Here is a 20,881-nt window from a genome sequence, read left to right as displayed (position 1 = left end):
CAAACTTGAGCGTGTTCCGCTCAACCCTGATTTTTTCACTTGCCAAATGGTCAAGAACCGTTGACCATTTCTCACATGCCTGACGACGATCAACTCGAGACGTTCCGCGTCACCACGGACGAACAGCTGCGCGCCGTGTCCAACCTGACGCGCCACCGGATCATGGCCGTGCTCCGCTTCGAGCCGGCGACGATCACCCAGATCGCCGAACGGGTTGGTCTCGCGAAGGGGAGTTCGAGCTACCACGTGCGGCTGCTGGAAAAGGCCGGCCTGGTGAGGGTCGTGCGGACGCGCAAGGTCCGGGGGGTCGTCGAGCGGTACTACGCGATGGCCGCGCGCAGCATCGAGCTGCCCGATCCGGGCGAGGGCGGGCCGGACGTGTTGATGCGGCACGCGGTGGCGGACCTGGAGGCGGCGCCCGCGGACGGCGAGCGGCACGTGCGGATGGCGCACCTGCGGCTCACCGACGAGCAGTTCGCCGAGCTGGGCGCGCGGCTGAACGCGCTGGCGGACGAGTACCGGGAGCTGTCCGACCCGTCGCTGCCGGAGACCTCGCTCGTCTTCGCGCTGTTCCACCCGGCGCGGGGCGCCAAGACCGACGGAGGCGCCAGATGACCGAGAACGTCCGGAAGAGGTTGCCGGCCGGGTTCGGCCGGCTGTGGACCGCGCAGACGATTTCCTCGCTCGGCGACGGGGTTACCCACGCCGCGCTGCCGCTCATCGCGTTGACGTTGACGCGGGAGCCGATGGCGCTCGCCGTCGTGACGGCCGCCGGGACGCTGCCGTGGCTGCTCTTCGGCGTGCTCGGCGGTGCACTGGTGGACCGCTGGGACCGGCGCCGGACGATGTGGGTCGCGGACGCGGCACGCGCGGCGCTGCTCGCGGTAGCCGCCGCGGCGGCGGTGTTCGACGTGCTGTCCATCCCGCTGCTCGCCGTCGTGGCCTTCCTGCTCGGCCTCGGCGGACTCTTCTTCGACACCGCCGCCACGGCCTACCTACCGGATCTGTTCCGTCGCGACCCGGCGCTCCTGGAACGCGCCAACTCCCGCCTGCGCGGCGCGCAGACCGCATGTCCGGCTTCGCGGGGCCGAGCGCGGGCAGCGCGCTGCTCGCGCTCGGGCGGGCCGTCCCGCTGCTCGCCGACGCGGTGTCGTTCCTGTTCTCCGCGCTGCTCGTGCGCACGCTGCCGGCCATGCCCAGGCCCGTGCCGGAGGTCCGCGAGTCGCTGCTCCCTCAGGCGCGGGCCGGGGCCTCGTACGTCTTCCGGGACCGGGTGCTGCTCGGGCTCGCGCTCCGCCCGGCGGTCGGGAACGTCGCCTTCCTCGCCGTGGAGACCGTCCTCGCCCTCTTCGCGCACGACCGCCTCGGCATCGACACCTACGGCTTCGGCCTGCTCCTCACGGCGGAGGCCACCGGCGGCCTGCTCGGTGCCGCCATCGCCTCCCACCTCGGCAGGCGACTCGGCACCGGCACCGCGCTGACCTGCACGGCCGCCGTCGAGGGGCTTGCCATCCTGGGCCTGGCCGCCGCTTCGAACCCGTTCCTGGCCGGGCTGGCGCTGGCCGTCTGCGGGGCGGGCATGGGCGCCATGATGGTGCTCGGGCCCTCCTTCCGGCAGGCCCTCGTCCCGGCTCACCTCATGGGCCGGGTCGCCTCCACCTCCCGGATGCTGGCCATGTGCGCCGCCCCGCTCGGGGCCTTCGTCGGCGGTTGGCTGGCCACCGCCTACGACGTCCGCGCCCCGCTCTACGCCGCTGCCGTCCTGCTGCTGGCGATGACGGCGGTCACGGCATCCATGACCAGCGACCGCCGGGTGGAGGCGGCGCTGCGTGCCGCCGCCCCAGCCGCGGTGTCGTGACGCTGCCGCGGCCGGCCCGGAAAAGCACGAAGACCGCCTCCCGGGGGATTGAGGCGGTCTTCGCGGGTTCTGTGGGTCAGCGCGGGTGCGTCAGCTCCACGTCGCGCGAGAGCGGGGCGCCCGCGACGACTTCCAGTGGCGCCGCGACCGGGGCGTAGCCGCTGGTCACGAGCGTGTAGTCGCCCGCGGGGAGGTCGGTGAAGGAGTACCGGCCCGCCTCGTCCGTGAGCGTCATCGCGACCACCTCGCCGTCCGCGTCGAGCAGTGTCACCTGGGCCTCGGCGACCGGACGGTCGTCCCGGCCTGCCCGGACCACTCCGCCGAGCCGGGCGGTGAGCCCGAGTTCGACGTCGTGCGTGGCCTGCTCACCCTCGGTGGTCGCCAGCGGCACCGCGGCCGGCTGGTGACCGGCGGCCGTGACGGTCAGCGTGTGCACGCCACCCGGCACGTCGTCGAAGTGGTACCAGCCGTCGCCACCGGTGACGACCGACGACACCACCTCGCCCCGGTCGTCGGTCAGCACGAGCGTCGCGCCACCGACCGGCTGGCCCGCGCTCGACCGCACCACGCCGCTGAGGCCACCGGCGCCGCTCATCTCGACGTCCCGGCGCACCGGCTGCCCGTTGACGGTCACCATCACGGCGCTCGGCTGGAACCGGGCCGCCGAGGTGATCAGCAGGTAGATGGCGTCCGGCGGGACAGGCAGCCGGTAGGTCCCGTCGGCCGCGGTCAGCGTCCGCGCCACCTGCTGCCCCGACGAGTCGGTCAGCGTCAGCGCGGCCCCGGCCAGCGGACGGCCCGACGGGCCGGTGACCACGCCGTGGACCGCCGGGCCGGTGACCGGAGCCGCGGCCGCCTCGGTGCTCTCGGTCAGGTCGATGCTCCGGCGCAGCGGGACCTCCTTGATGAACACCACCGCGACCAGCGTCACGATCGCGATGATCCCGCCCGCGAAGAAGATCGAGCCGATGCTGTCGCCGTAGGCGGCCCGCACGATCGACTGGAACGGCTCCGGCAGCGCGGCCAGGTTCAGGCTGCTGCCCGCGCCGGCCGACCCGCCCTGGATGCCCATCGCGGCCAGCGCGCTCGACACGTGGCTGCTGACCTTCGCGGCGAGCAGCGCGCCCAGCGCGGACACCCCGGCCGAACCGCCCAGCGTGCGGAAGAAGGTGACCACCGACGACGAGGAACCCATGTCCTTCATCGCGACGGTGTTCTGCACGACCAGCACCAGGTTCTGCATCAGCGCGCCGACACCGAGGCCGAGCAGCGCCAGGTAGGTGCCCATCAGCACCAGGTTGGTCTGGTGGTCGATCGTGCTGAGCAGGAACAGGCTCGCGACCAGCAGCACCGCGCCGCCGAGCATCCACGCCTTGGTCTTGCCGGTGCGCGAGATGACCTGCCCCGCGACGGTCGAGGACAGGAACAGCCCCAGCATCATCGGGATGGTCATCAGCCCGGCGTGCGTCGGCGAGTAGCCGCGGGCGAGCTGGTAGTACTGCCCGAGGAACACCGCGCCGCCGAACATCGCGGTGCCGACCGACAGGCTGCCGATCACCGCCAGTGTGAAGGTGCGGTTGCGGAACAGCCGCAGCGGCACCACCGGGTCCGGCACCTTCGACTCGACGAACACCGCCAGCGCCAGCGCGACCAGGCCGCCGAGGACGTAGAACAGGGTCGACCAGGACCACCAGGCGAAGCTGCCGCCCGCCAGCGAAACCCAGATCAGCAGCAGCGAGACGCCGCCGACGAGCAGGGTCGCGCCGAGCCAGTCGATCTTCACCTGCTGCTTGCGGACCGGCAGGTGCAGCGTCTTGCCCAGCACGATGAACGCGACCACCGCGACCGGGACCGTGATCCAGAAGTTCCAGCGCCAGCCGAGCGGCGAGTCGACGATCACGCCGCCGAGCAGCGGGCCCGCGACGGTAGCCAGCGCGAACACCGCGCCGATGTAACCGCTGTAGCGGCCGCGTTCCCGCGGCGAGATCATCGCCGCGATCACGACCTGGATCAGCGCCTGCATGCCGCCGAGGCCCAGGCCCTGGACGGCGCGGAACGCGATCAGCTCGGGCATGGACTGGGAGATGCCGCCGAGCACCGAGCCGACCGTGAAGATCACGATCGACAGCTGGTAGAGCATCTTCTTGCTGAACAGGTCGGACAGCTTGCCCCAGATCGGGGTGCTCGCCGTGGACGCCAGCAGGGTGGCGGTGACCACCCAGGTGTACTGGCTCTGCGAGCCGTCGAGGTCGGCCAGGATCGTCGGGAGTGCGTTCGAGACGATCGTGGAGGACAGCACGGCGACCAGCAGTGCCAGGAGCAGGCCGACGAACGCGCGCCCGACCTGGCGCGGCGTCATCGCCTCCTGGTTCGCTGTCGTGCTCACTTCGGGGATCACTTCCTCTTCTCCGCCGCTGGGTCCGGCGGGCAGGTGACCGGCGTCTGGCCGAGGGCCTCGCGCAGTCCTTGGTTCATCAGGGTCAACCGGGCGGTGAGTGCTTCGACCTCGTCGTCGGTCCAGTCCGCGAGCGCACGCCGGATGAAGTCGACGTGCAGCTGCCGCCATCGCTCGAGCTCGGCGCGGCCGGCTTCGGACAGGCTGATCAGGCTGGCGCGCCCGTCCTCGGGCGCAGGCCTGCGCTCGACCAGACCGGCGGCGGTCAGCTGGCCGATCTGCCTGCTGATCACCGAGATGTCGACCATCTTGCGCTTCGCGAGGTCCGACGGGCGGCTCTCGCCGTGCGCGTTGAGGTCGGACAGCAGCATGGCGGCCGCGGGGTGCAGGCCGTCGTGCTCGCGCTGCCAGGACTGGTTGATCCAGGCGTGCTGCAGCTGGCCGGCCGCGCGCAGTTCGCGCATCAGCTGGACGGCCTTCTCGTCGCGGTCCCCCATGGACCCACCTCCTGGTTGGTTGTCACATACAACTATAGGATCAGTAGTTGTATGCCACAACTATCTAAGTTGGTGACTTGTCCCACTGGTGGAGGGGATCTCCGAACCACCCGGAAGGAGCAACTTCGCGAGGATTGCGGCGGAGGCGGTTACCCTGCGACGGATCGCGTCCGCATTACCTGGGCACGATTAACCGAGTAGGGTGGATTATTCATGATCTTTTCACGCGCTCACCTGCTATTGCGTGTTCATGAATAATCGACGGCGAGCATGAACGCGCACCACGGAGCAGCCCCGAACCCATGACAGCCGACCCCGTCAGTCCCGTTCCCCGGTCCGTGCACCGGGAGGCGCCCCCTGCCGTCACCGCGATGGTGCGCCTGATCCGGGACTCCTGGGTCAAGGCGGAGCCGTACCTGCCCGAGGTGACGCAGTTCTTCTACGGGATGCTGTTCACCCTCGCGCCCGCGACGCGGGACTTCTTCCCGATCAACATGGAGGTCCAGCGCAACCGCATGGTGCGCGCGCTGGTGCACGTCGTGCAGATGGTCGACCAGCCCGACGACCTGGTTCCGTTCCTGCGCCAGCTCGGGCGCGACCACCGCAAGTTCGGCGTGGTGCCCAACCACTACGAGGCGGTCGGCACCGCGTTGCTGGCGGCGATGAAGACGCAGCTCGGCCCGGACTGGACCGAGGAGGTCGAGCGCGCGTGGGCGGAGGCGTTCACGATCATCGCCCGGCAGATGCAGGAGGCCGCCGCCACCGACACGAACCCGCCGAACTGGTCGGCCCGGGTGGCCGAGCACCGGCGGCTGAGCTGGGACCTGGCGATGGTGCGGCTGGAGCCGGACCAGCACATCCCGTTCCGGCCGGGGCAGTACCTGAGCGTCGAGGTGCCGCAGCGGCCGCGGTTGTGGCGGTACCTGTCGCCGGCGAACGCGCCGCGCCCGGACGGCTCGCTGGAGTTCCACATCCGCGCCATCGAGGGCGGCTGGGTGTCCCGGGCGATCGTCAGCCACACCCAGGCCGGTGACGTGTGGCGGTTCGGGCCGCCGCTGGGCACGCTGGGCGTGGACCGGGAGAGCGGCCGGGACGTGCTGATGGTCGCGGGCGGCACGGGTGTCGCCCCGATGCAGGCGATGCTCGATGAGCTGGGTCAGTGGGGCGAAAACCCGAAGGTGCACCTGTTCTACGGCGGCCGGACGCGCGAGGACCTGTACGCGCTGGAGGGGTTGCGGATGGTCGCGTCCTGCAACCCGTGGCTGACGGTGACGCCGGTGGTGGAGAACGGGCCGGGCCTGGTCGGCGGCGAGCAGGGCACGCTGGCCGACGTGGTGACGCGGTACGGCGCGTGGCCCGGCCACGACGTGCTGGTGTCCGGTTCGCCCGCGATGATCCGCGCGACGGTCTCCCGGATGCTGGTCGCCGGAACGGCACTCGATCAGATCAGGTACGACCCGTTCACGATCGACTAGCCTGCGACGGATGGACATTCCTGTCACAGACGGAACCATCCGCGGTTATCTGGCCACCCCGCAGAGGGAGGTCTCGGGCGAGCCGCCGTGGCCGGGGGTCGTGATCGTGCACGACGCGGTCGGCCTCTCGCAGGACGCGAAGAACATCACCGACCGGTTCGCCACCGCCGGGTACGTCGCGCTCTCGCCGGACATGTACTCGCGCGGCGGGCTCGTACGGTGCGTGAAGTCGGTGTTCAAGGAGCTGGCGGCCGGGAAGGGGCGGGCGTTCGACGATGTGGACGCGGCGCGGTCGTTGCTGGCGTCGCGGTCTGATTGCACTGGCCGGGTCGGGATCGTCGGGTTCTGCATGGGTGGGGGGTTCGCCCTGGTGGCGGCTTCTCGGGGGTTTGACGCGTCGGCGCCGTACTACGGGCAGTTGCCCAAGGATCTGTCCGTTTTGGATGGTGCTTGTCCTGTTGTGGCTTCCTTCGGGGAGAAGGACTTTTCGTTGCGTGGGGCGGCGGCGAAGCTGGAGCGGGAGTTGTCGGCTCGGGGGGTGCCGCACGACGTCAAGGAGTATCCGGGTGTTGGGCACAGCTTCGCGAACCAGTTCCACGGCCCGGTCAACGTGCTGCTGAAGATCGCCGGGATGAGTTATGACCGGGCGGCCAGTGAGGATGCTTGGCGGCGGGTGTTGAGCTTCTTCGCGGAGCATTTGGGGCGCGAGGCGGCGTAGAGCGCGTTCTGCTGAAAGAAAAAGGCCCCGCGCGGTGCGGGGCCCTTCTCTGTTCTCATCGCCTGCGGCGTGGTTTCCAGACCACCAGGGCGGTTTCCTGCTTCATGGGTACCAGGTCCTTGCGGTAGGAACGGTGCACGGCCGCCGCGGCTTGTTCGGCTGCTGCGTACGCGGTGGCGAGTTCTTCGGTCAGTTCGGCGATCCGGGACTGCAGCGCTTCGACCTGGTTCTCCAGCTCGATGATCCGCTTGATGCCCGCCAGGTTGACGCCCTCCTCCTGGGACAGGCGCTGCACCTCACGCAGCAGCGCGATGTCCCGCATGGAGTAGCGCCGCCCGCCGCCTGCGGTTCGGCCCGGGGAGACCAGGCCCATGCGGTCGTACGAGCGCAGGGTCTGGGCGTGCAGGCCGGACAGCTGAGCGGCCACGGAGATCACGAAGACCGGCGTCTCCTCGTCGGCCCCGTGCGGCAACCCGCCGAACACCTCGGTCAACCCCTTTCGCGGAGCAGCTTCGTGATCTCCGGGCGCGGGTCGTGCTTCTTGGCGATCTTGGCGTACGCCTCGAGCGCCTCCCGCTCCGAAGACTCCAACCGCGACGGCACGGCCACCTGCAACGTGACGAGCAGGTCGCCCTGCGAACCGTCCCGCTTCTTGATGCCCTTGCCGCGCACCCGCAGGACCCGGCCGCTGCCGGTGCCCGCGGGCACCTTCACCGAAACCTTCCCGTCCAGCGTCGGCACGGTGATCGTCGCACCCAGAGCCAGCTCGGGGTAGCTCACCGGGACCGTGATCGTCAGATCATTACCCGACCGGCCGAACACCGGGTCCGGGTTCACGTGCACCCGCACGTACAGGTCACCGGCAGCCGCGCCGCCGCGGCCCGGCTCGCCCTGGCCTGCCAGCCTGATCCGCTGGTTGTCGTCCACACCCGCCGGCACCCGCACCGTCAGGGTGCGCGTCTGGGTGCTGACACCCTCGCCGCCGCACTCCGGGCACGGGTCGTCGATGATCCGGCCGCGGCCACGGCAGTCCGGGCACGGCTCGGAGAACGCGAACGCCCCCTGGCTGCGGCTCACCAGCCCGGCGCCCTTGCAGGTGGGGCAGGTGCGCGGCGCGGTGCCCGGGCGGGCGCCGTTGCCGTGGCACGTCGAACACGTCGCCGGGCTGGACAGCCGCAGCGGCAGGGTCGCGCCCTTCACCGCCTCGGCGAAATCGATCCGCACGTCCGTCTCGACATCGGCGCCGCGCTGACCGCGGGCGCCCGCGCTCTGCTGGCCCCGCCTGCCGAACAGGCCGCCGAGGATGTCGCCGAGCCCGCCGAAACCGCCCTGCGCGCCCGCGCCCGCGGTCTGCCCGAAGATGTCGCCGAAGTCGAAACCGCCGGTGCCGCCCGCGCCGGGGAAGCCGAAGCCACCCGGGCCGCCGCCCGAACCGAACAGCCGCCGCGCCTCGTCGTACTCCTTGCGCTTGGCCGGATCCGACAGCACGCCGTAGGCCTCCGACACGGCCTTGAACTTCTGCTCGGCCTCGGTGTTGCCGGGGTTGGCGTCCGGGTGGTTCTCCCGCGCCAGCTTGCGGTAGGCCTTCTTGATCTCGTCCTGCGAAGCGTCGGAGGAGACGCCCAGCTCACGGTAGAAGTCCTTACCGATCCACTCCCGTGCACTCACCGGACGTCTCCTCCTCTCGCCTGTTCGTTACTGCTGTGCGTTCTCATCCGACAACTGCTCGACCGGTAGCTCACCCTCGACCGGGGCCTCGCCCGGCTCGTGGTCGGTGACGCCAACCAGCGCGGCCCGCAGCGTCCGGTCGCCGAACCGGTAACCACGGCGCAGCACCGTCGTCACGGTCGGCCCCGACACCTCCGGCGAGGTGTTGTGCTGCACGGCCTCGTGCACGCTCGGGTCGAAGGGCTCGCCCTCCGTGCCGAACGGCTCGAGCCCGATCCGCTGCAGGCTCGCGACCAGCTTGTCCGCGACCGCCTTGAACGCGCCGGTGAGGTCGCCGTGCTGCTCCGCCCGCTCGAAGTCGTCGAGCAGCGGCAGCAGCTCGTTCACCACCGAGGCCTTCGCGGCGCTGACCACGGCCTCCCGGTCGCGGTCGACGCGCTTGCGGTAGTTCGCGAACTCCGCCTGCAGGCGCTGCAGGTCGGCGGTGCGCTCTGCCAGCTCCTTCTCGACCTCGGACGGAGCCGCCACCGCCTCGTCCACGATGGACTCACCGAGCGACGGGCCGGCGTGGGCCGCCGGGGCTTCCGCGGCAGGAGCCTCGGCAGCCTCCGGCTGGGTCCGCACCTGGCCGGTCTCGGGGTCGATCTTGCGCCGGTCCCGCACGACCAGGGGCTCGGTGACCGGCTCCTGCTCGTCGATCTCGTTCGAGTGGCGTCCCGTCACTTCTTCTCGTCCTCGTCCACGATCTCGGCGTCCACCACGTCGTCCGCGCCCTTGTTGTCGGACGCGCCCGCCGCACCCGAGTCAGCGCCCGGGTTGGCGCCACCGGCCTGCTGCGCGTTGGCGTACAGGGCCGTGCCCAGCTCCTGCGACGCGGTGTTCAGCTTCTCGATGGCTTCCTTGATCTTGGCCGTGTCGGTGCCCTTGAGCGCCTCGTTGGCCTCGTCGATCGCGGTCTTGACCTTGCCCTTGAGGTCCTCGGGCAGCTTGTCCTCGTTGTCCTTGACGAACTTCTCGGTCTGGTAGACCAGCGTCTCGGCCTGGTTGCGGGTCTCGGCCTCCTCGCGGCGCTTGCGGTCCTCCTCCGCGTGCGCCTCGGCGTCCTTGACCATCCGCTCGATGTCTTCCTTCGGCAGCGCGGAGCCACCGGTGATGGTCATCGACTGTTCCTTGTTCGTGCCCAGGTCCTTCGCCGTGACGTGCACGATGCCGTTCGCGTCGATGTCGAAGGTGACCTCGATCTGCGGCACGCCACGCGGGGCCGGCGGGATGCCGGTCAGCTCGAACATGCCGAGCTTCTTGTTGTGCGCGGCGATCTCGCGCTCGCCCTGGAACACCTGGATCTGCACCGACGGCTGGTTGTCGTCCGCCGTGGAGAAGATCTCGGACCGCTTCGTCGGGATGGTCGTGTTGCGCTCGATGAGCTTGGTGAACACGCCGCCCTTGGTCTCGATGCCCAGCGACAGCGGGGTCACGTCCAGCAGCAGGACGTCCTTGACCTCACCCTTGAGCACACCGGCCTGCAGCGCGGCGCCGACGGCGACGACCTCGTCCGGGTTCACGCCCTTGTTCGGCTCGCGGCCGCCGGTCAGCTCCTTGACCAGCTCGGCGACGGCGGGCATGCGGGTGGAACCGCCGACCAGCACCACGTGGTCGATCTGGCTGACCGAGATGCCGGCGTCCCGGATCACGTTGTTGAACGGCGCCTTCGTGCGGTCCAGCAGGTCGGAGGTGATCCGCTGGAACTCCGCGCGGGACAGCGTCTCGTCCAGGAACAGCGGGTTCTTGTCCGCGTCGACCGTGATGTAGGGCAGGTTGATGTTCGCACTGCTCGAGCTGGACAGCTCGATCTTCGCCTTCTCCGCGGCCTCGCGGATGCGCTGCAGCGCCATCCGGTCCTTGGTCAGGTCGATGCCGTGGCTGGCCTTGAACTTGTCCACCAGCCAGTCGACGATGCGCTGGTCCCAGTCGTCACCACCGAGGTGGTTGTCACCGCTGGTGGCGCGCACCTCGACGACACCCTCGCCGATCTCCAGCAGCGACACGTCGAAGGTGCCGCCACCGAGGTCGAAGACCAGGATGGTCTGCTCCTTCTCGCCCTTGTCCAGGCCGTAGGCCAGTGCGGCCGCGGTGGGCTCGTTGACGATGCGGAGCACGTTCAGGCCGGCGATCTGGCCGGCCTCCTTGGTGGCCTGCCGCTGCGCGTCCTCGAAGTAGGCGGGGACGGTGATGACCGCGTCGGTGATCTCCTCACCGAGGTAGGCCTCGGCGTCGCGCTTGAGCTTCATCAGCACGCGCGCGCTGATCTCCTGCGCCGTGTAGGCCTTGCCGTCGATCTCGGTCTTCCAGTCGGTGCCGATGTGCCGCTTCACGGACCGGATCGTCCGGTCGACGTTGGTCACGGCCTGGTTCTTCGCCGGCTGGCCCGTCAGCACCTCGCCGTTCTTGGCGAACGCGACGATCGACGGGGTCGTGCGGGAGCCTTCCGAGTTGGCGATGACCGTCGGCTCGCCGCCCTCCAGGACAGCGACGACCGAGTTGGTCGTGCCGAGGTCGATGCCGACCGCTCGCGCCATGGTGTGTTCCCTCCTGGTCATGCTGTGTGCGCAGCCCCGGTGAGCTGCGGTTTCGCGCCCGCGTTGAGCGGGTGGTACTCAAGTTCTATCTCGGGCGCGTGTTGGACGTCAATCAGACTTGAGTGTTGCTCGCTCAACCTTTCTGACAGGGTAACGAGCGGGTCTGCGGTGTTGTTCCCGGCGTACCCGAAATCAGGTAGGCCGCCTCGTGGGACCGCGCACAGGCGGAGTTGTAGACCCCGGTGTGGCCGTCGTCGGCGTAGGTGAGCAGCACGCTGCGCTCGATCCGGGCCGCGAGGCCGCGCGCCCAGGTCAGCGGCGTGGCCGGGTCGTGCTCCCCGCCGACCACCAGGATCGGCGGGGCCCCGCGAACGGGCTCGGCGTGCGGCGGGTTCGCCGCCGGGACGGGCCAGCCGAGGCAGCCCGACGCGAAGTCCCAGAACTCGGAGTAGCGCCAGCTGTGCGGCGCGGCTTCCCGGACCCGGCCGGCCATCCGGCGCAGGTCGGCCGGGCCGGTGAAGGGTGACGGGAAGTCCTGGCAGCCGATGGCCCGGTAGGCGGGGTACTCGGCCGAGCCGAAGGGCATGGCCGAGGTCAGGGCGCTGGCGTCCGTCGGCGCGGCGCGGAGCGTATCGGCCAGCCGCGGCCACAGCTGCGGGAAGTACAGGTGGGAGTAGACGCCCGCAGCCAGCTCCTCGGGCGTGGCGTGGCGGCCGAGCCGCGCCGAGGGCGCGCCGGTGGTCATGAGCGCGTCGTAGCGGGCGAGCACGTCGTCGCCGCAGGTGCTCGCGCACCACCGCGCGAAGCGCAGCAGGGCGTCCTCGGTCGCCGCGGCCGCGTCGAGCACGGCCCGCCGCATCGGCAGGGCGTGGTCGCCCGCGCCGTCCAGGACCATCGCGCGCACCTGCTGCGGGTGGCGGGCGGCGTAGAGCGCGCCGCTCTCGGTGCCGTACGAGCGCCCAGCCACGAGATCCGCTCCTCGCCGATGGCGAGCCGGATCCGCTCGACGTCCTCGGCGACGGTGGCCGTGTCGACGTCGCGGGGCCCGCGGCAGCCGAAGCCGATGATGTCGAACCGCTGGTTGAGCTCGGCGAACTCGGGCGTGGCCAGGCCGAGGCCGCCGTAGCCGACGACATCGGCGGCGGATCCGCCCGGACCGCCCGGGTTGACCAGCAGCGAGAGCGCGGTGGCGGTGAGGGCGAGCGCGGGGATCATGCCTGGGTCACGCTCGCGTCGCCGCTGGAGGTGCTGACGTCGAGGACGTACGGGGCCGACGGGGCCTGGACGACGTCGATCGACCGGTCGCCGCTCCTGGTCTCGCCGGTGACCCGGTAGCGGTCGGCGGGCACCACGATGCGGATGTCGCCGCTCTGGGCCTCGGCGCGGACGTTCTGCGCGGTCGCGAGGTCGACCTCGATGCTGCCCGACTTGGTGCGGGCCGTGACCGGGCCGGTGACGTCCTCGACGCGGATGTCCCCGGAACTGGCGGCCAGGTCCACCGACGCGGTGCCGTAGACGCTGAGGCTGCCGGAGCGGACCTCGCCGGTCACAGTGGTCCCGCGCGGGACGACCACCTCGTAGTCGACGGTGCAAGCCCCGCCGCAGCCGTCCAGCACCAGCTGGGCACCCTCCAGGCGGAAGGCGCGGGCAGGCCGGTCGCCGTCGTAGTGGAGGACCTGGTTGACCGACGTCGTGGCGGTGTCCTCGACGCGGATCCGCACATCGCCGGAGTTGTTGTCGACGCGGACCGACGACACCGGCTGGGCGACGGTTTCGGTGATCTCGGCGCGGTCCGAGATGCGCCACCAGTTCCAGTTCGAGCCGAGCGCGAGCCCGATCCCCGCCACGATGAGCGCGATCCCGCCTATCGCGAGTGCCGGCTTGCGCATTGCGTCCTCCCCCGTGAACTTTGCTGTGCCGGTCACGCTATGGCCTGGGCGTGGCGCGCCGGTATCGGGGAAGCCCCCGGTTCATCCCGGGGGGCACCCCGAACGGCACTAGGGTGATCACTGGCCACTCTGTGACGAGGAGGAATCGATGCCACAACCACCGAATCCGTACGACTTCCTGCCGTCGGTGCCGGCCTTCACGGTGCGCAGCGACGACGTAGCGGACGGGGAGACGCTCGCGGCGCCGCACCTCAGCGGGATCTTCGGCGTCCCCGGCGGCGAGGACCGGTCGCCGCACCTGGCGTGGGACGGCTTCCCGGCTGAGACCAAGAGCTTCGCCGTGACCTGCTACGACCCGGACGCCCCGACCGCCAGCGGGTTCTGGCACTGGGCGGTCTACAACATCCCGGCCTCGGTGACCTCGCTCCCGTCGGGAGCAGGGGACGCGTCAGGCTCCGGCCTGCCGTCCGGCGCCGTGACGGTGACCAACGACGGTGGCGTGCGGCAGTTCCTTGGCGCCGCGCCGCCGCCGGGGCACGGGCCGCACCGGTACTTCTTCGTGGTGCACGCGCTCGCCGTGGAGTCCCTGGACCTCCCCGACACCGCGACGCCGGCGTTCCTCGGCTTCAACATGTTCGGGGCGACGCTGGCGCGCGCGATGATCGTGCCGGTTTACGAGAACAAGGGCTGAGTTCTTTCACCTCCCCCGGATGAGGTGCCGCCTGGCGGCCGCACGTCATGGTCGCCAGACGACGCGCACGCGGGGAGGCGGAATGGCCACGACCAGCGCGGTGAAGACCGGCGGGGTGCTCGGCACCGCGTGCGTCTCCACCTTCATCGTCAACGTGAACACCTCGGCGGTCAGCATCCTGCTGCCGTCGATCAGCGCGGACCTCGGCACGTCCTTGGCGGTGCTGCAGTGGGCGGTCACCGGGTACATGCTCGTCGGGGCCGCGACGATCGTGACGTCCGGCGCGCTCGGCGACGTCTTCGGGCGCCGCCGGGTGTTCGTGCTGGGTCTCGGGCTGTTCGTGGTGTCGTGCGTCCTGATCGCGCTCGCGCCCGGCGGGTGGATGGTCGTCGTCGGCAGGGTCGTGCAGGGGGCCGCGGGCGCCGCGATCCTCGCCTCCGGGCTCAGCCTGCTATCGGTCGTGACCGAGGGGCCGGCGCAGATGCGCTCGGTCGCGTACTGGGGCGCCGCGGCGGCCGCCGGCGCCGCGGCCGGGCCCGTGGTCGGCGGTGTCCTCAACGAGGCCGCCGGGTGGCAGGGCCTGTTCTGGATCGCCGCCGCGGTCGCCGCCGCGTGCGTCCCCTGGACTTTGCGGACGGTGCCGGAGTCCCGCGACCCGGACCGGCCCCGCTCGATCGACGTCCCTGGCACGCTGCTGGTGGCCTGCGTGCTGGCGCCCTTCGTGTTCGCGATGACGAAGGGTTCGGACTGGGGCTGGTGGTCGGTGCCCACCGTGGTCTGCCTTGCCGTCACGGCGCTCGCCGCGATCGCCTTCCCGGTGGTGGAGCACCGGATGGCCGCGCCGCTGGTCGACCTGCGGCTGCTGCGGAACCCGGTGCTGGTCGGCGCGACGCTGGCGATCCTCATCGGGGCGGGCGCGATCGCCGGGTTGTCGTTCCTGATCAGCCTCTACTTCCAGGACCCGGCGACGTTCGGGATGAGCAGCCTGCTGGCCGGACTGGCGTGCCTGCCGGTGGCGGCGCTCGTCGTCGCGGTCGCCCCCGCGGTCACGCCGCTGGCGCACAAGTTCGGGCCCCGGCCGGTGATCGTGGCCGGGTTCGTGCTGATGACCGCCGGGTTCGCGGTGCTCGCCGTGATCCGCGCGTCGTGGTCGTACTGGGCGATCCTGCCGTCCCTGCTGGGGATCGCGGTGGGGCTGGGGCTGTCCAACGGGCCCGCCTCGGCGCTGTCGACGAGCGCGGTCCGCGACGAGGACGTCGGCGCCGCGTCCGGGGTGTCGAACATGGCGCGCTACGTCGGGGGTGCCGTGCTGACCGCCGTCGTGGCCGGGATCTACTCCTCGGTCGCGGCGACCCGGACGGCGACCGGAGGTGCTCCGGCGGACGCTCTCGCCACCGGTTTCGGGAGGGCGTCGCTGGCGCTGGCGATCTTCTCCGCGGCCGGGGTCCTGCTCGGCATGCTGGCCGCGCGCCGCACCCACCGGGGGGTCGCGGCCGAACGGGTGTCCGCGACAGCGGCGGTCGCCCACACGGTGCCGGTCCCGCGCTGATTACCGGGGTTTCAGCAGGTACTCCACGGTCGGCCGGAGCTCCTCGGCGGTCGGCGGCTCGTCGTCGATGAGGCCCTGGATCAGCAGCCCGTCGATCCCGGCCAGGAACACCCGCAGCGCCACCAGGTCGTCCGGGCGCACCATCGTCGTCAGCACGTCCAGCCACCGCCGCGCCGCCGGCCGCAGCTCGGGCCGCCGCGCGGCCAGCAGGTACAGCTCGTACTCCGCCATCGTCCGGCCCCGCCGCGGGCCCAGCGCCTCCGCGAGCAGCGTCGCCACCTCGGAAGCGCCGCGGCTGCCCCGCGACCGGGCCCGGTCGATCGTCCAGTACACCTCGGTCGCCATGTCGCGCGCGCACGAGATCAAGGTCGCGATCAGCAGGTCGTCGAGCGTCTCGAAGTGGTAGGTCGTCGACGTCGTCGGCACCCCGGCCTCGGCCGCGACCGTCCGGTGGGTCACCCCCGCGACGCCGTCCCGCTCGATCACCCGCAGCGTCGCGTCGATGATCTCCTGCCGCCGCTTCTCGCCGCGGGCCCGCCGCCCGTCGCGCTGGGGCTTCACGCCGAACCCACCTCGATCAGCACCACGCCGCCGATGACCAGCGCCACCCCCGCCACGATCGTCGGGTTCACCGGCTCGCCGAGGAACAGCACGCCGATGAGCGCGACCGCCGCGACGCCCACCGCGGCCCAGATCGCGTACGCCACCCCGACCGGCATCCCGCGCTTCAGCACGCTCGCCAGCGCCGCGAACGCGACGAGGTACCCGGCCACGACGACCACCGACGGCCACAGTTTGGTGAAGCCCTCCGACAACTTCATTGAAACAGTGGCGGTGACCTCGGCCGCGATGGCCAGAGCGAGCAGCAGATAAGTGACCATCCCGCCAAACTACCGGTACGATCGTCCCGATATCTAGCGAGTCCTACGCCACACTCGTGGGACTCAACTCGCGCCGATCGGTTACTCATGGGTAAATCCGGTTAGGCTCCCGCCAACCCACCACATCACGGACGAAAGGCCCCGATCATGGGTGCACTGCAGATCACGCTCGGCGTGGTCGGCGTCGCCGTAAGCATCGTCGCTTGGATCATGTTCGGCACCGGCGTGTACCGGATGGTCCGGATCATCCGGCTCGGTCAACCGGACGCGACGCGGAACGGCCCGTTCGGGCCGCGCATCACGACACTGATCAAGGAGTTCGCCGCCCACACGCGGATGAACAAGTTCCGCCACGTCGGGCCATGGCACTGGCTGGTCATGTGGGGCTTCCTGATCGGCTCGCTCGCGTGGTTCGAGGCCTACGGCGAGACGTTCGACCCGCACTTCCACTGGCCGATCATCGGCAACTGGAGCGTCTGGCTGCTGCTCACCGAACTGCTCGGCCTCGGCACCGTCGTCGGCGGTCTCGCGCTGGTGATCATCCGCCAGCTGAACCACCCGCGCCGCGCCGACCGGCAGTCGCGCTTCGCCGGGTCGAACTTCAAGCAGGCCTACTTCGTCGAGACCGTGGTGATCGTCGAGGGCCTCGGCATCCTCGGCGTGAAGGCGTTCAAGATCTCCAGCGGCATCGAGGACCCGGCGCTGTGGACGAGCTTCGTCACGAAGCCGCTCGCCGAGATCCTGCCCGCCAGCACGGCCGCGGTCACGATCACCGCGCTGGTCAAGCTGCTCTCGGGCATGATCTGGCTCTACGTCGTCGGGCGGACGCTGACGATGGGTGTGGCCTGGCACCGCTTCAGCGCCTTCTTCAACATCTACTTCAAGCGCGAGGACGACGGCGGCACCGCGCTGGGCGCCCTGAAGCCGATGATGAGCGGGGGCAAGCCGCTCGACTTCGAGGAGGCCGACCCGGAGAAGGACGTCTTCGGCGCCGGTCAGATCGAGGACTTCAGCTGGAAGGGCTGGCTCGACTTCACCACCTGCACCGAGTGCGGCCGCTGCCAGTCGCAGTGCCCGGCGTGGAACACCGGCAAGCCGCTGTCCCCGAAGCTGGTCATCACCCAGCTCCGCGACCACGCCTACGCGAAGGCGCCGTACCTGCTCGCGGGCGGCAAGAAGGACGTCACGGGTGAAGAGGTCGGCCTGACCGGCGACAACCCGTACGCCGGCATCGACGTGCTGGCGCTGGCCGAGGCCGAGCGCCCGCTGGTCGGCGACGACGGCGGTGTCATCGACCCCGAGGTGCTGTGGTCGTGCACCACCTGCGGCGCGTGCGTCGAGCAGTGCCCGGTGGACATCGAGCACGTCGACCACATCGTCGACATGCGCCGCTACCAGGTGATGATCGAGTCGAACTTCCCGACCGAGCTGAACGGGATGTTCAAGAACCTGGAGAACAAGGGCAACCCGTGGGGCCAGAACGCCAAGGACCGGATGGCCTGGGCCGAGGACCTGGACTTCGAGGTGCCGGTGTTCGACACCGAGCTCGGCGACACCGAGTACCTGTTCTGGGTCGGCTGCGCCGGCGCGTTCGAGGACCGCGCGAAGAAGACCACCCGCGCGGTGGCCGAGCTGCTGCACATCGCGGGCGTCAAGTACACCGTGCTCGGCCCGGAGGAGTCCTGCACCGGTGACCCGGCCCGCCGCGCCGGCAACGAGTTCCTGTTCCAGATGCTCGCGCAGCAGAACGTCGAGGTGCTGAACTCGGTGTTCGAGGGCCGCGAGCAGGGCAACCGCAAGATCGTCGCAACCTGCGCGCACTGCTTCAACACGCTCGCCAACGAGTACCCGGAGCTGGGCGGGCAGTTCGAGGTCGTGCACCACACGCAGCTGCTCAACCGCCTGGTGCGGGAGAAGCGGCTGGTGCCGGTCGCGCCGATCGCCGACGACGTCACCTACCACGACCCGTGCTACCTGGGCCGGCACAACAAGGTCTACGAGGCGCCGCGCGAGCTGGTCGGCGCGTCCGGGGCGCAGTTCCGCGAGATGCCGCGGCACGGCGACCGGTCGATGTGCTGCGGTGCGGGCGGCGCGCGCATGTGGATGGAAGAGAAGATCGGTAAGCGGATCAACATCGAGCGCGTCGACGAGGCGCTCGGCACCGCGCCGTCGAAGATCGCGACCGGCTGCCCGTTCTGCCGCGTCATGCTCACCGACGGCGTGACCGCGCGGCAGAACGACGGCAAGGCGAGCGAGAAGGTCGAGGTCGTGGACGTCTCGCAGCTGCTGCTGTCGGCGGTCAAGCGCCGTCCGCAGCCGGCACCGGCGCCCGGTGCGGACTCGCTGCCCGCGGTCGAGTCCGACCCGCTGGAGGCCGACGCCCGGACGGACAAGGTGTCGACGGGCACGCCGCTGCCGACCGAGGACAAGTAGCCCGGAAGGCGCCCCCGCGAGTCCCACGCTCACGACCGCGAGTCCCACGCTCAGGTGCGCGAGTTCCACGTTCGCGCACGCGAGTTCTGCGTGGGGGCGCCTTCCTCGTCACCACCCGTTGGGGTCTCGACACCCGGGTTATCCTGTTCGTCACGCTGCCGACGCTGCCCGCGGAGGATGTCGACGCGCGCGAACGGGGCTGAGCATGGGCGTACCCGACGGGACCGGACCGGCCGGTGAGCCGGGGGTCCCGCGCGCCGGTGCCCGGTTCCCGTCCGTGAAGCAGTTGCGGAAGCTGACCGGCGAACACGCCGAACCCCCTGGCCCGGAACCACAAGCTCCGGGCCGTGCCCCCGCCGAGACCACGAAGACCAAACGGGCTGCAGGCGCGCGGTTCCCGGCCGAGAAGCAGCTCGCTCGGTTCGGCGAACCGGAGCCCCGGCCCGCGCCCGAACCGGAGCCCGAACCGTTGCCGGACCCCGAACCGCGCGAGGAGTTCAAACCCTCGCCGCGGCCCCGCCCCGAGCCCGCGCCCGCTGCCGAGCCGGAGCACCCCGAGCTGCTCGACCCCGACGACGAGAACCGGCTGCGCGTGCGGCCGTACGTGCTGACCAAGGGGCGCACGCACTCCGCCTACGAGCTGGCGATCGAGACGCTGGTCTCGGTCCGCGCCGACGCGAAGTGGACCGGTCCCGCGCTGAGCGCGGAGTACCAGCCGGTCCGCGCGGTGGTCGACACCCCGCGTTCGCTCGCGGAGGTCGCGGCGCTGCTGTCGATACCGCTCGGCGTGGCCAGGGTGCTGTTGTCCGACATGGCCGAACTGGGGTTGTTGCACATCCACGGCATCGAACGGACCGCCGAGGGGCGCCCGCCGCTCGAGCTGATGAAGCGCGTGCTGGACGGCCTGCAGCGGTTGTGATCCGCTCGTAGGATCGGCCGGTGAGCGAGGAATCGGAGCGCGCGGACGCCGGCGGCGAAAGCACTCTCACCGTGTTGCTGGCCGGTGGGGTGAACCTGGCCATCGCCGTGATGAAGGCCGTCGCGGGCGTGATCACCGGTTCGGGGGCGATGCTCTCCGAGGCGGCGCACTCGGTGGCCGACACGTTCACCGAGATCCTGCTCCTCACGGCGCTGCGCCGGTCCGGCCGCCCGGCGGATGTCATGCACCCGTTCGGGTACGGCAAGGAGCGGTACTTCTGGTCCCTGCTCGCGGCGGTGTCCATCTTCGCCTCCGGTGCGACTTTCGCGCTGTACGAAGGTTTCTCGACGGTGATCGGGGAGCCGGTGGAACAGACCAGTCCGATCGTCGGATACGTCGTGCTGGCACTGGCGTTCGTCCTGGAGTCGGTGTCGTGGACGCAGGCGTTCCGCCAGGTGCGGCGCGGTGCGGTGGAACAGAACCGGACGATCTGGAAGTTCCTGCGCTACATCGACGATCCGGCGCCGAAGACGGTGTTCCTGGAGGATTCGGCCGCGCTGGTCGGTCTGGTGCTGGCGTTCGCCGGGGTGTTCCTGCACCACGTCACGGGTTCCGCCGTGTACGACGGGATCGCTTCGATCCTGATCGGTGTGCTGCTGGCCGTCGTGGCGTACATCCTGGGCCGGACGAACCTGCGGCTGCTGATCGGGCGGCAGGCGGATCTGCCGGTGGTGCGGGGGATCCGCGAGCACCTGGCCGGGGCCGCCGAGATCGAGGCGGTGGTCGACCTGCAGACGATGCTGCTGGGGACGGACCAGATCCTGGTGTGCGCACGCGTGGACTTCGACGACGCACTCGGGGCAGCGGACGTGGAGCGGGCGTGCGTCCGCTTGGCGGCGGAGCTGCACTCGGAGTTCTCGGACGTGACGGAGGTTTTCATCGAGCCCGTGCCGCGGAGCGATCCCGACCTGCGCGCCGCGGTGCTGGCCCGTTACGGCGACATCGCGAAGCGCTACGGGCGGTAGGTGGCCTGGCGGCTCTCGTGTCTGTGCGATCGGCTTGCAGTTCGGTTGGGTGTCCGGCTGGGTAGTTCGGCTCGGTTGGTCCGGCGCCACAGCCCGCCGCGATCGGGCCGATGGTGATTCGATCGTGATTCGCCGTTGGCTCAGTCGCGCTCCCGCGATGGGTCCAGCGACACCTGCGCGAGTGGCCCAACAACGGCTCACGGGAAGCCCAGTGGCACTGCCACGAGGGCTCCAGTGATGCCGCGACGAGACGTCCAGCGGTGTCGGAACGAGAGGCCCCGCGGTGCCGGGCACGACAGGCCCAACG

The 20,881-nt window shown here is 70.7% G+C and carries 19 protein-coding genes and 1 pseudogene; 10 read left to right on the top strand and 10 right to left on the bottom strand.

The features are described 5' to 3' along the window. Positions 1–75 precede the first annotated feature (75 nt). The 3 genes and pseudogenes from AMETH_RS34000 to AMETH_RS41875 all read left to right on the top strand — a co-directional run bounded on the left by AMETH_RS34000 (position 76) and on the right by AMETH_RS41875 (position 1,858). Positions 76–615, top strand: coding sequence for a transcriptional regulator (locus AMETH_RS34000; protein ID WP_017985661.1), 540 nt, complete (start codon positions 76–78; stop codon positions 613–615). Next, positions 612–959: pseudogene (locus AMETH_RS41880) on the top strand (MFS transporter); the annotation flags it as partial. The gene AMETH_RS34000 and the pseudogene AMETH_RS41880, both read left to right, overlap by 4 nt. A 110-nt stretch (positions 960–1,069) precedes the next feature. Next, positions 1,070–1,858 carry an MFS transporter gene (locus AMETH_RS41875; RefSeq protein WP_017985660.1) on the top strand — a complete coding sequence of 263 codons (789 nt, stop codon included), beginning with the start codon at positions 1,070–1,072 and terminating at the stop codon, positions 1,856–1,858. 76 nt (positions 1,859–1,934) lie between these two features. Here AMETH_RS41875 and AMETH_RS33990 read toward each other — a convergent pair whose 3' ends face one another. Further along, positions 1,935–4,217 (bottom strand): MFS transporter, encoded by a 2,283-nt coding sequence (locus tag AMETH_RS33990; RefSeq protein WP_223843274.1) that lies wholly within the window; start codon positions 4,215–4,217, stop codon positions 1,935–1,937. A 35-nt stretch (positions 4,218–4,252) separates the two neighbouring features. After that, the gene (locus tag AMETH_RS33985) at positions 4,253–4,750 is read right to left on the bottom strand and encodes a MarR family winged helix-turn-helix transcriptional regulator (RefSeq protein WP_017985658.1); all 498 of its coding nucleotides are present in this window, start codon (positions 4,748–4,750) and stop codon (positions 4,253–4,255) included. A 302-nt stretch (positions 4,751–5,052) separates the two neighbouring features. Here AMETH_RS33985 and AMETH_RS33980 point away from each other — a divergent pair, with 302 nt between their 5' ends. Further along, on the top strand, positions 5,053–6,225 hold the full coding sequence (locus tag AMETH_RS33980; protein ID WP_209436833.1) for a globin domain-containing protein: 1,173 nt from the start codon (positions 5,053–5,055) through the stop codon (positions 6,223–6,225). Positions 6,226–6,235: 10 nt separating this feature from the next. Next, a complete protein-coding gene (locus tag AMETH_RS33975; protein WP_017985656.1) occupies positions 6,236–6,943 on the top strand; it encodes a dienelactone hydrolase family protein in 708 nt (235 codons plus the stop codon). Positions 6,944–6,998: 55 nt separating this feature from the next. Here AMETH_RS33975 and AMETH_RS33970 read toward each other — a convergent pair whose 3' ends face one another. From AMETH_RS33970 to AMETH_RS33945, 6 genes are all read right to left on the bottom strand, one after another. After that, entirely contained in the window at positions 6,999–7,436 is a 438-nt protein-coding gene (locus tag AMETH_RS33970; protein ID WP_017985655.1) for a heat shock protein transcriptional repressor HspR, read from the bottom strand. Beyond that, positions 7,433–8,611 carry a molecular chaperone DnaJ gene (gene dnaJ, locus AMETH_RS33965; RefSeq protein ID WP_017985654.1) on the bottom strand — a complete coding sequence of 393 codons (1,179 nt, stop codon included), beginning with the start codon at positions 8,609–8,611 and terminating at the stop codon, positions 7,433–7,435. Before dnaJ ends, AMETH_RS33970 begins: the two co-directional genes overlap by 4 nt. A 27-nt stretch (positions 8,612–8,638) precedes the next feature. Further along, positions 8,639–9,334 carry a nucleotide exchange factor GrpE gene (gene grpE, locus AMETH_RS33960; protein WP_017985653.1) on the bottom strand — a complete coding sequence of 232 codons (696 nt, stop codon included), beginning with the start codon at positions 9,332–9,334 and terminating at the stop codon, positions 8,639–8,641. Continuing rightward, a complete protein-coding gene (gene dnaK / locus AMETH_RS33955; protein WP_017985652.1) occupies positions 9,331–11,187 on the bottom strand; it encodes a molecular chaperone DnaK in 1,857 nt (618 codons plus the stop codon). The genes grpE and dnaK overlap by 4 nt, the downstream gene beginning before the upstream one ends. A gap of 133 nt (positions 11,188–11,320) precedes the next feature. Then, positions 11,321–12,154 (bottom strand): alpha/beta hydrolase, encoded by an 834-nt coding sequence (locus AMETH_RS33950; RefSeq protein WP_017985651.1) that lies wholly within the window; start codon positions 12,152–12,154, stop codon positions 11,321–11,323. 244 nt (positions 12,155–12,398) lie between these two features. Next, entirely contained in the window at positions 12,399–13,076 is a 678-nt protein-coding gene (locus AMETH_RS33945; protein ID WP_017985649.1) for a DUF4097 family beta strand repeat-containing protein, read from the bottom strand. A 148-nt stretch (positions 13,077–13,224) separates the two neighbouring features. Here AMETH_RS33945 and AMETH_RS33940 point away from each other — a divergent pair, with 148 nt between their 5' ends. Together AMETH_RS33940 and AMETH_RS33935 are read left to right on the top strand one after the other, a co-directional pair. After that, positions 13,225–13,767 carry a YbhB/YbcL family Raf kinase inhibitor-like protein gene (locus AMETH_RS33940; RefSeq protein WP_017985648.1) on the top strand — a complete coding sequence of 181 codons (543 nt, stop codon included), beginning with the start codon at positions 13,225–13,227 and terminating at the stop codon, positions 13,765–13,767. An 82-nt stretch (positions 13,768–13,849) separates the two neighbouring features. Beyond that, a complete protein-coding gene (locus AMETH_RS33935) occupies positions 13,850–15,316 on the top strand; it encodes an MFS transporter (RefSeq protein ID WP_017985647.1) in 1,467 nt (488 codons plus the stop codon). Here AMETH_RS33935 and AMETH_RS33930 read toward each other — a convergent pair whose 3' ends face one another. Both AMETH_RS33930 and AMETH_RS33925 read right to left on the bottom strand, forming a co-directional pair. Continuing rightward, entirely contained in the window at positions 15,317–15,877 is a 561-nt protein-coding gene (locus AMETH_RS33930; RefSeq protein WP_017985646.1) for a TetR/AcrR family transcriptional regulator, read from the bottom strand. Next, positions 15,874–16,197 carry a DMT family transporter gene (locus AMETH_RS33925; protein WP_017985645.1) on the bottom strand — a complete coding sequence of 108 codons (324 nt, stop codon included), beginning with the start codon at positions 16,195–16,197 and terminating at the stop codon, positions 15,874–15,876. Before AMETH_RS33925 ends, AMETH_RS33930 begins: the two co-directional genes overlap by 4 nt. A gap of 147 nt (positions 16,198–16,344) precedes the next feature. Between AMETH_RS33925 and AMETH_RS33920 the strand changes: the two genes are divergently transcribed. From AMETH_RS33920 to AMETH_RS33910, 3 genes are all read left to right on the top strand, one after another. Continuing rightward, complete coding sequence (locus tag AMETH_RS33920) at positions 16,345–18,630, top strand: (Fe-S)-binding protein (protein ID WP_017985644.1); 2,286 nt, start codon at positions 16,345–16,347, stop codon at positions 18,628–18,630. Positions 18,631–18,835: 205 nt separating this feature from the next. Continuing rightward, positions 18,836–19,549: a DUF742 domain-containing protein gene (locus AMETH_RS33915; protein ID WP_017985643.1), complete on the top strand. Its 714-nt coding sequence runs from the start codon at positions 18,836–18,838 to the stop codon at positions 19,547–19,549. Between the two features lie 20 nt (positions 19,550–19,569). Then, a complete protein-coding gene (locus tag AMETH_RS33910; RefSeq protein WP_017985642.1) occupies positions 19,570–20,574 on the top strand; it encodes a cation diffusion facilitator family transporter in 1,005 nt (334 codons plus the stop codon). Positions 20,575–20,881: the final 307 nt, after the last annotated feature.

The sequence above is a fragment of the Amycolatopsis methanolica 239 genome (genome assembly GCF_000739085.1).
Taxonomy (GTDB): domain Bacteria; phylum Actinomycetota; class Actinomycetes; order Mycobacteriales; family Pseudonocardiaceae; genus Amycolatopsis_E; species Amycolatopsis_E methanolica.
This window is presented reverse-complemented; position numbering and strand designations above follow the sequence as displayed.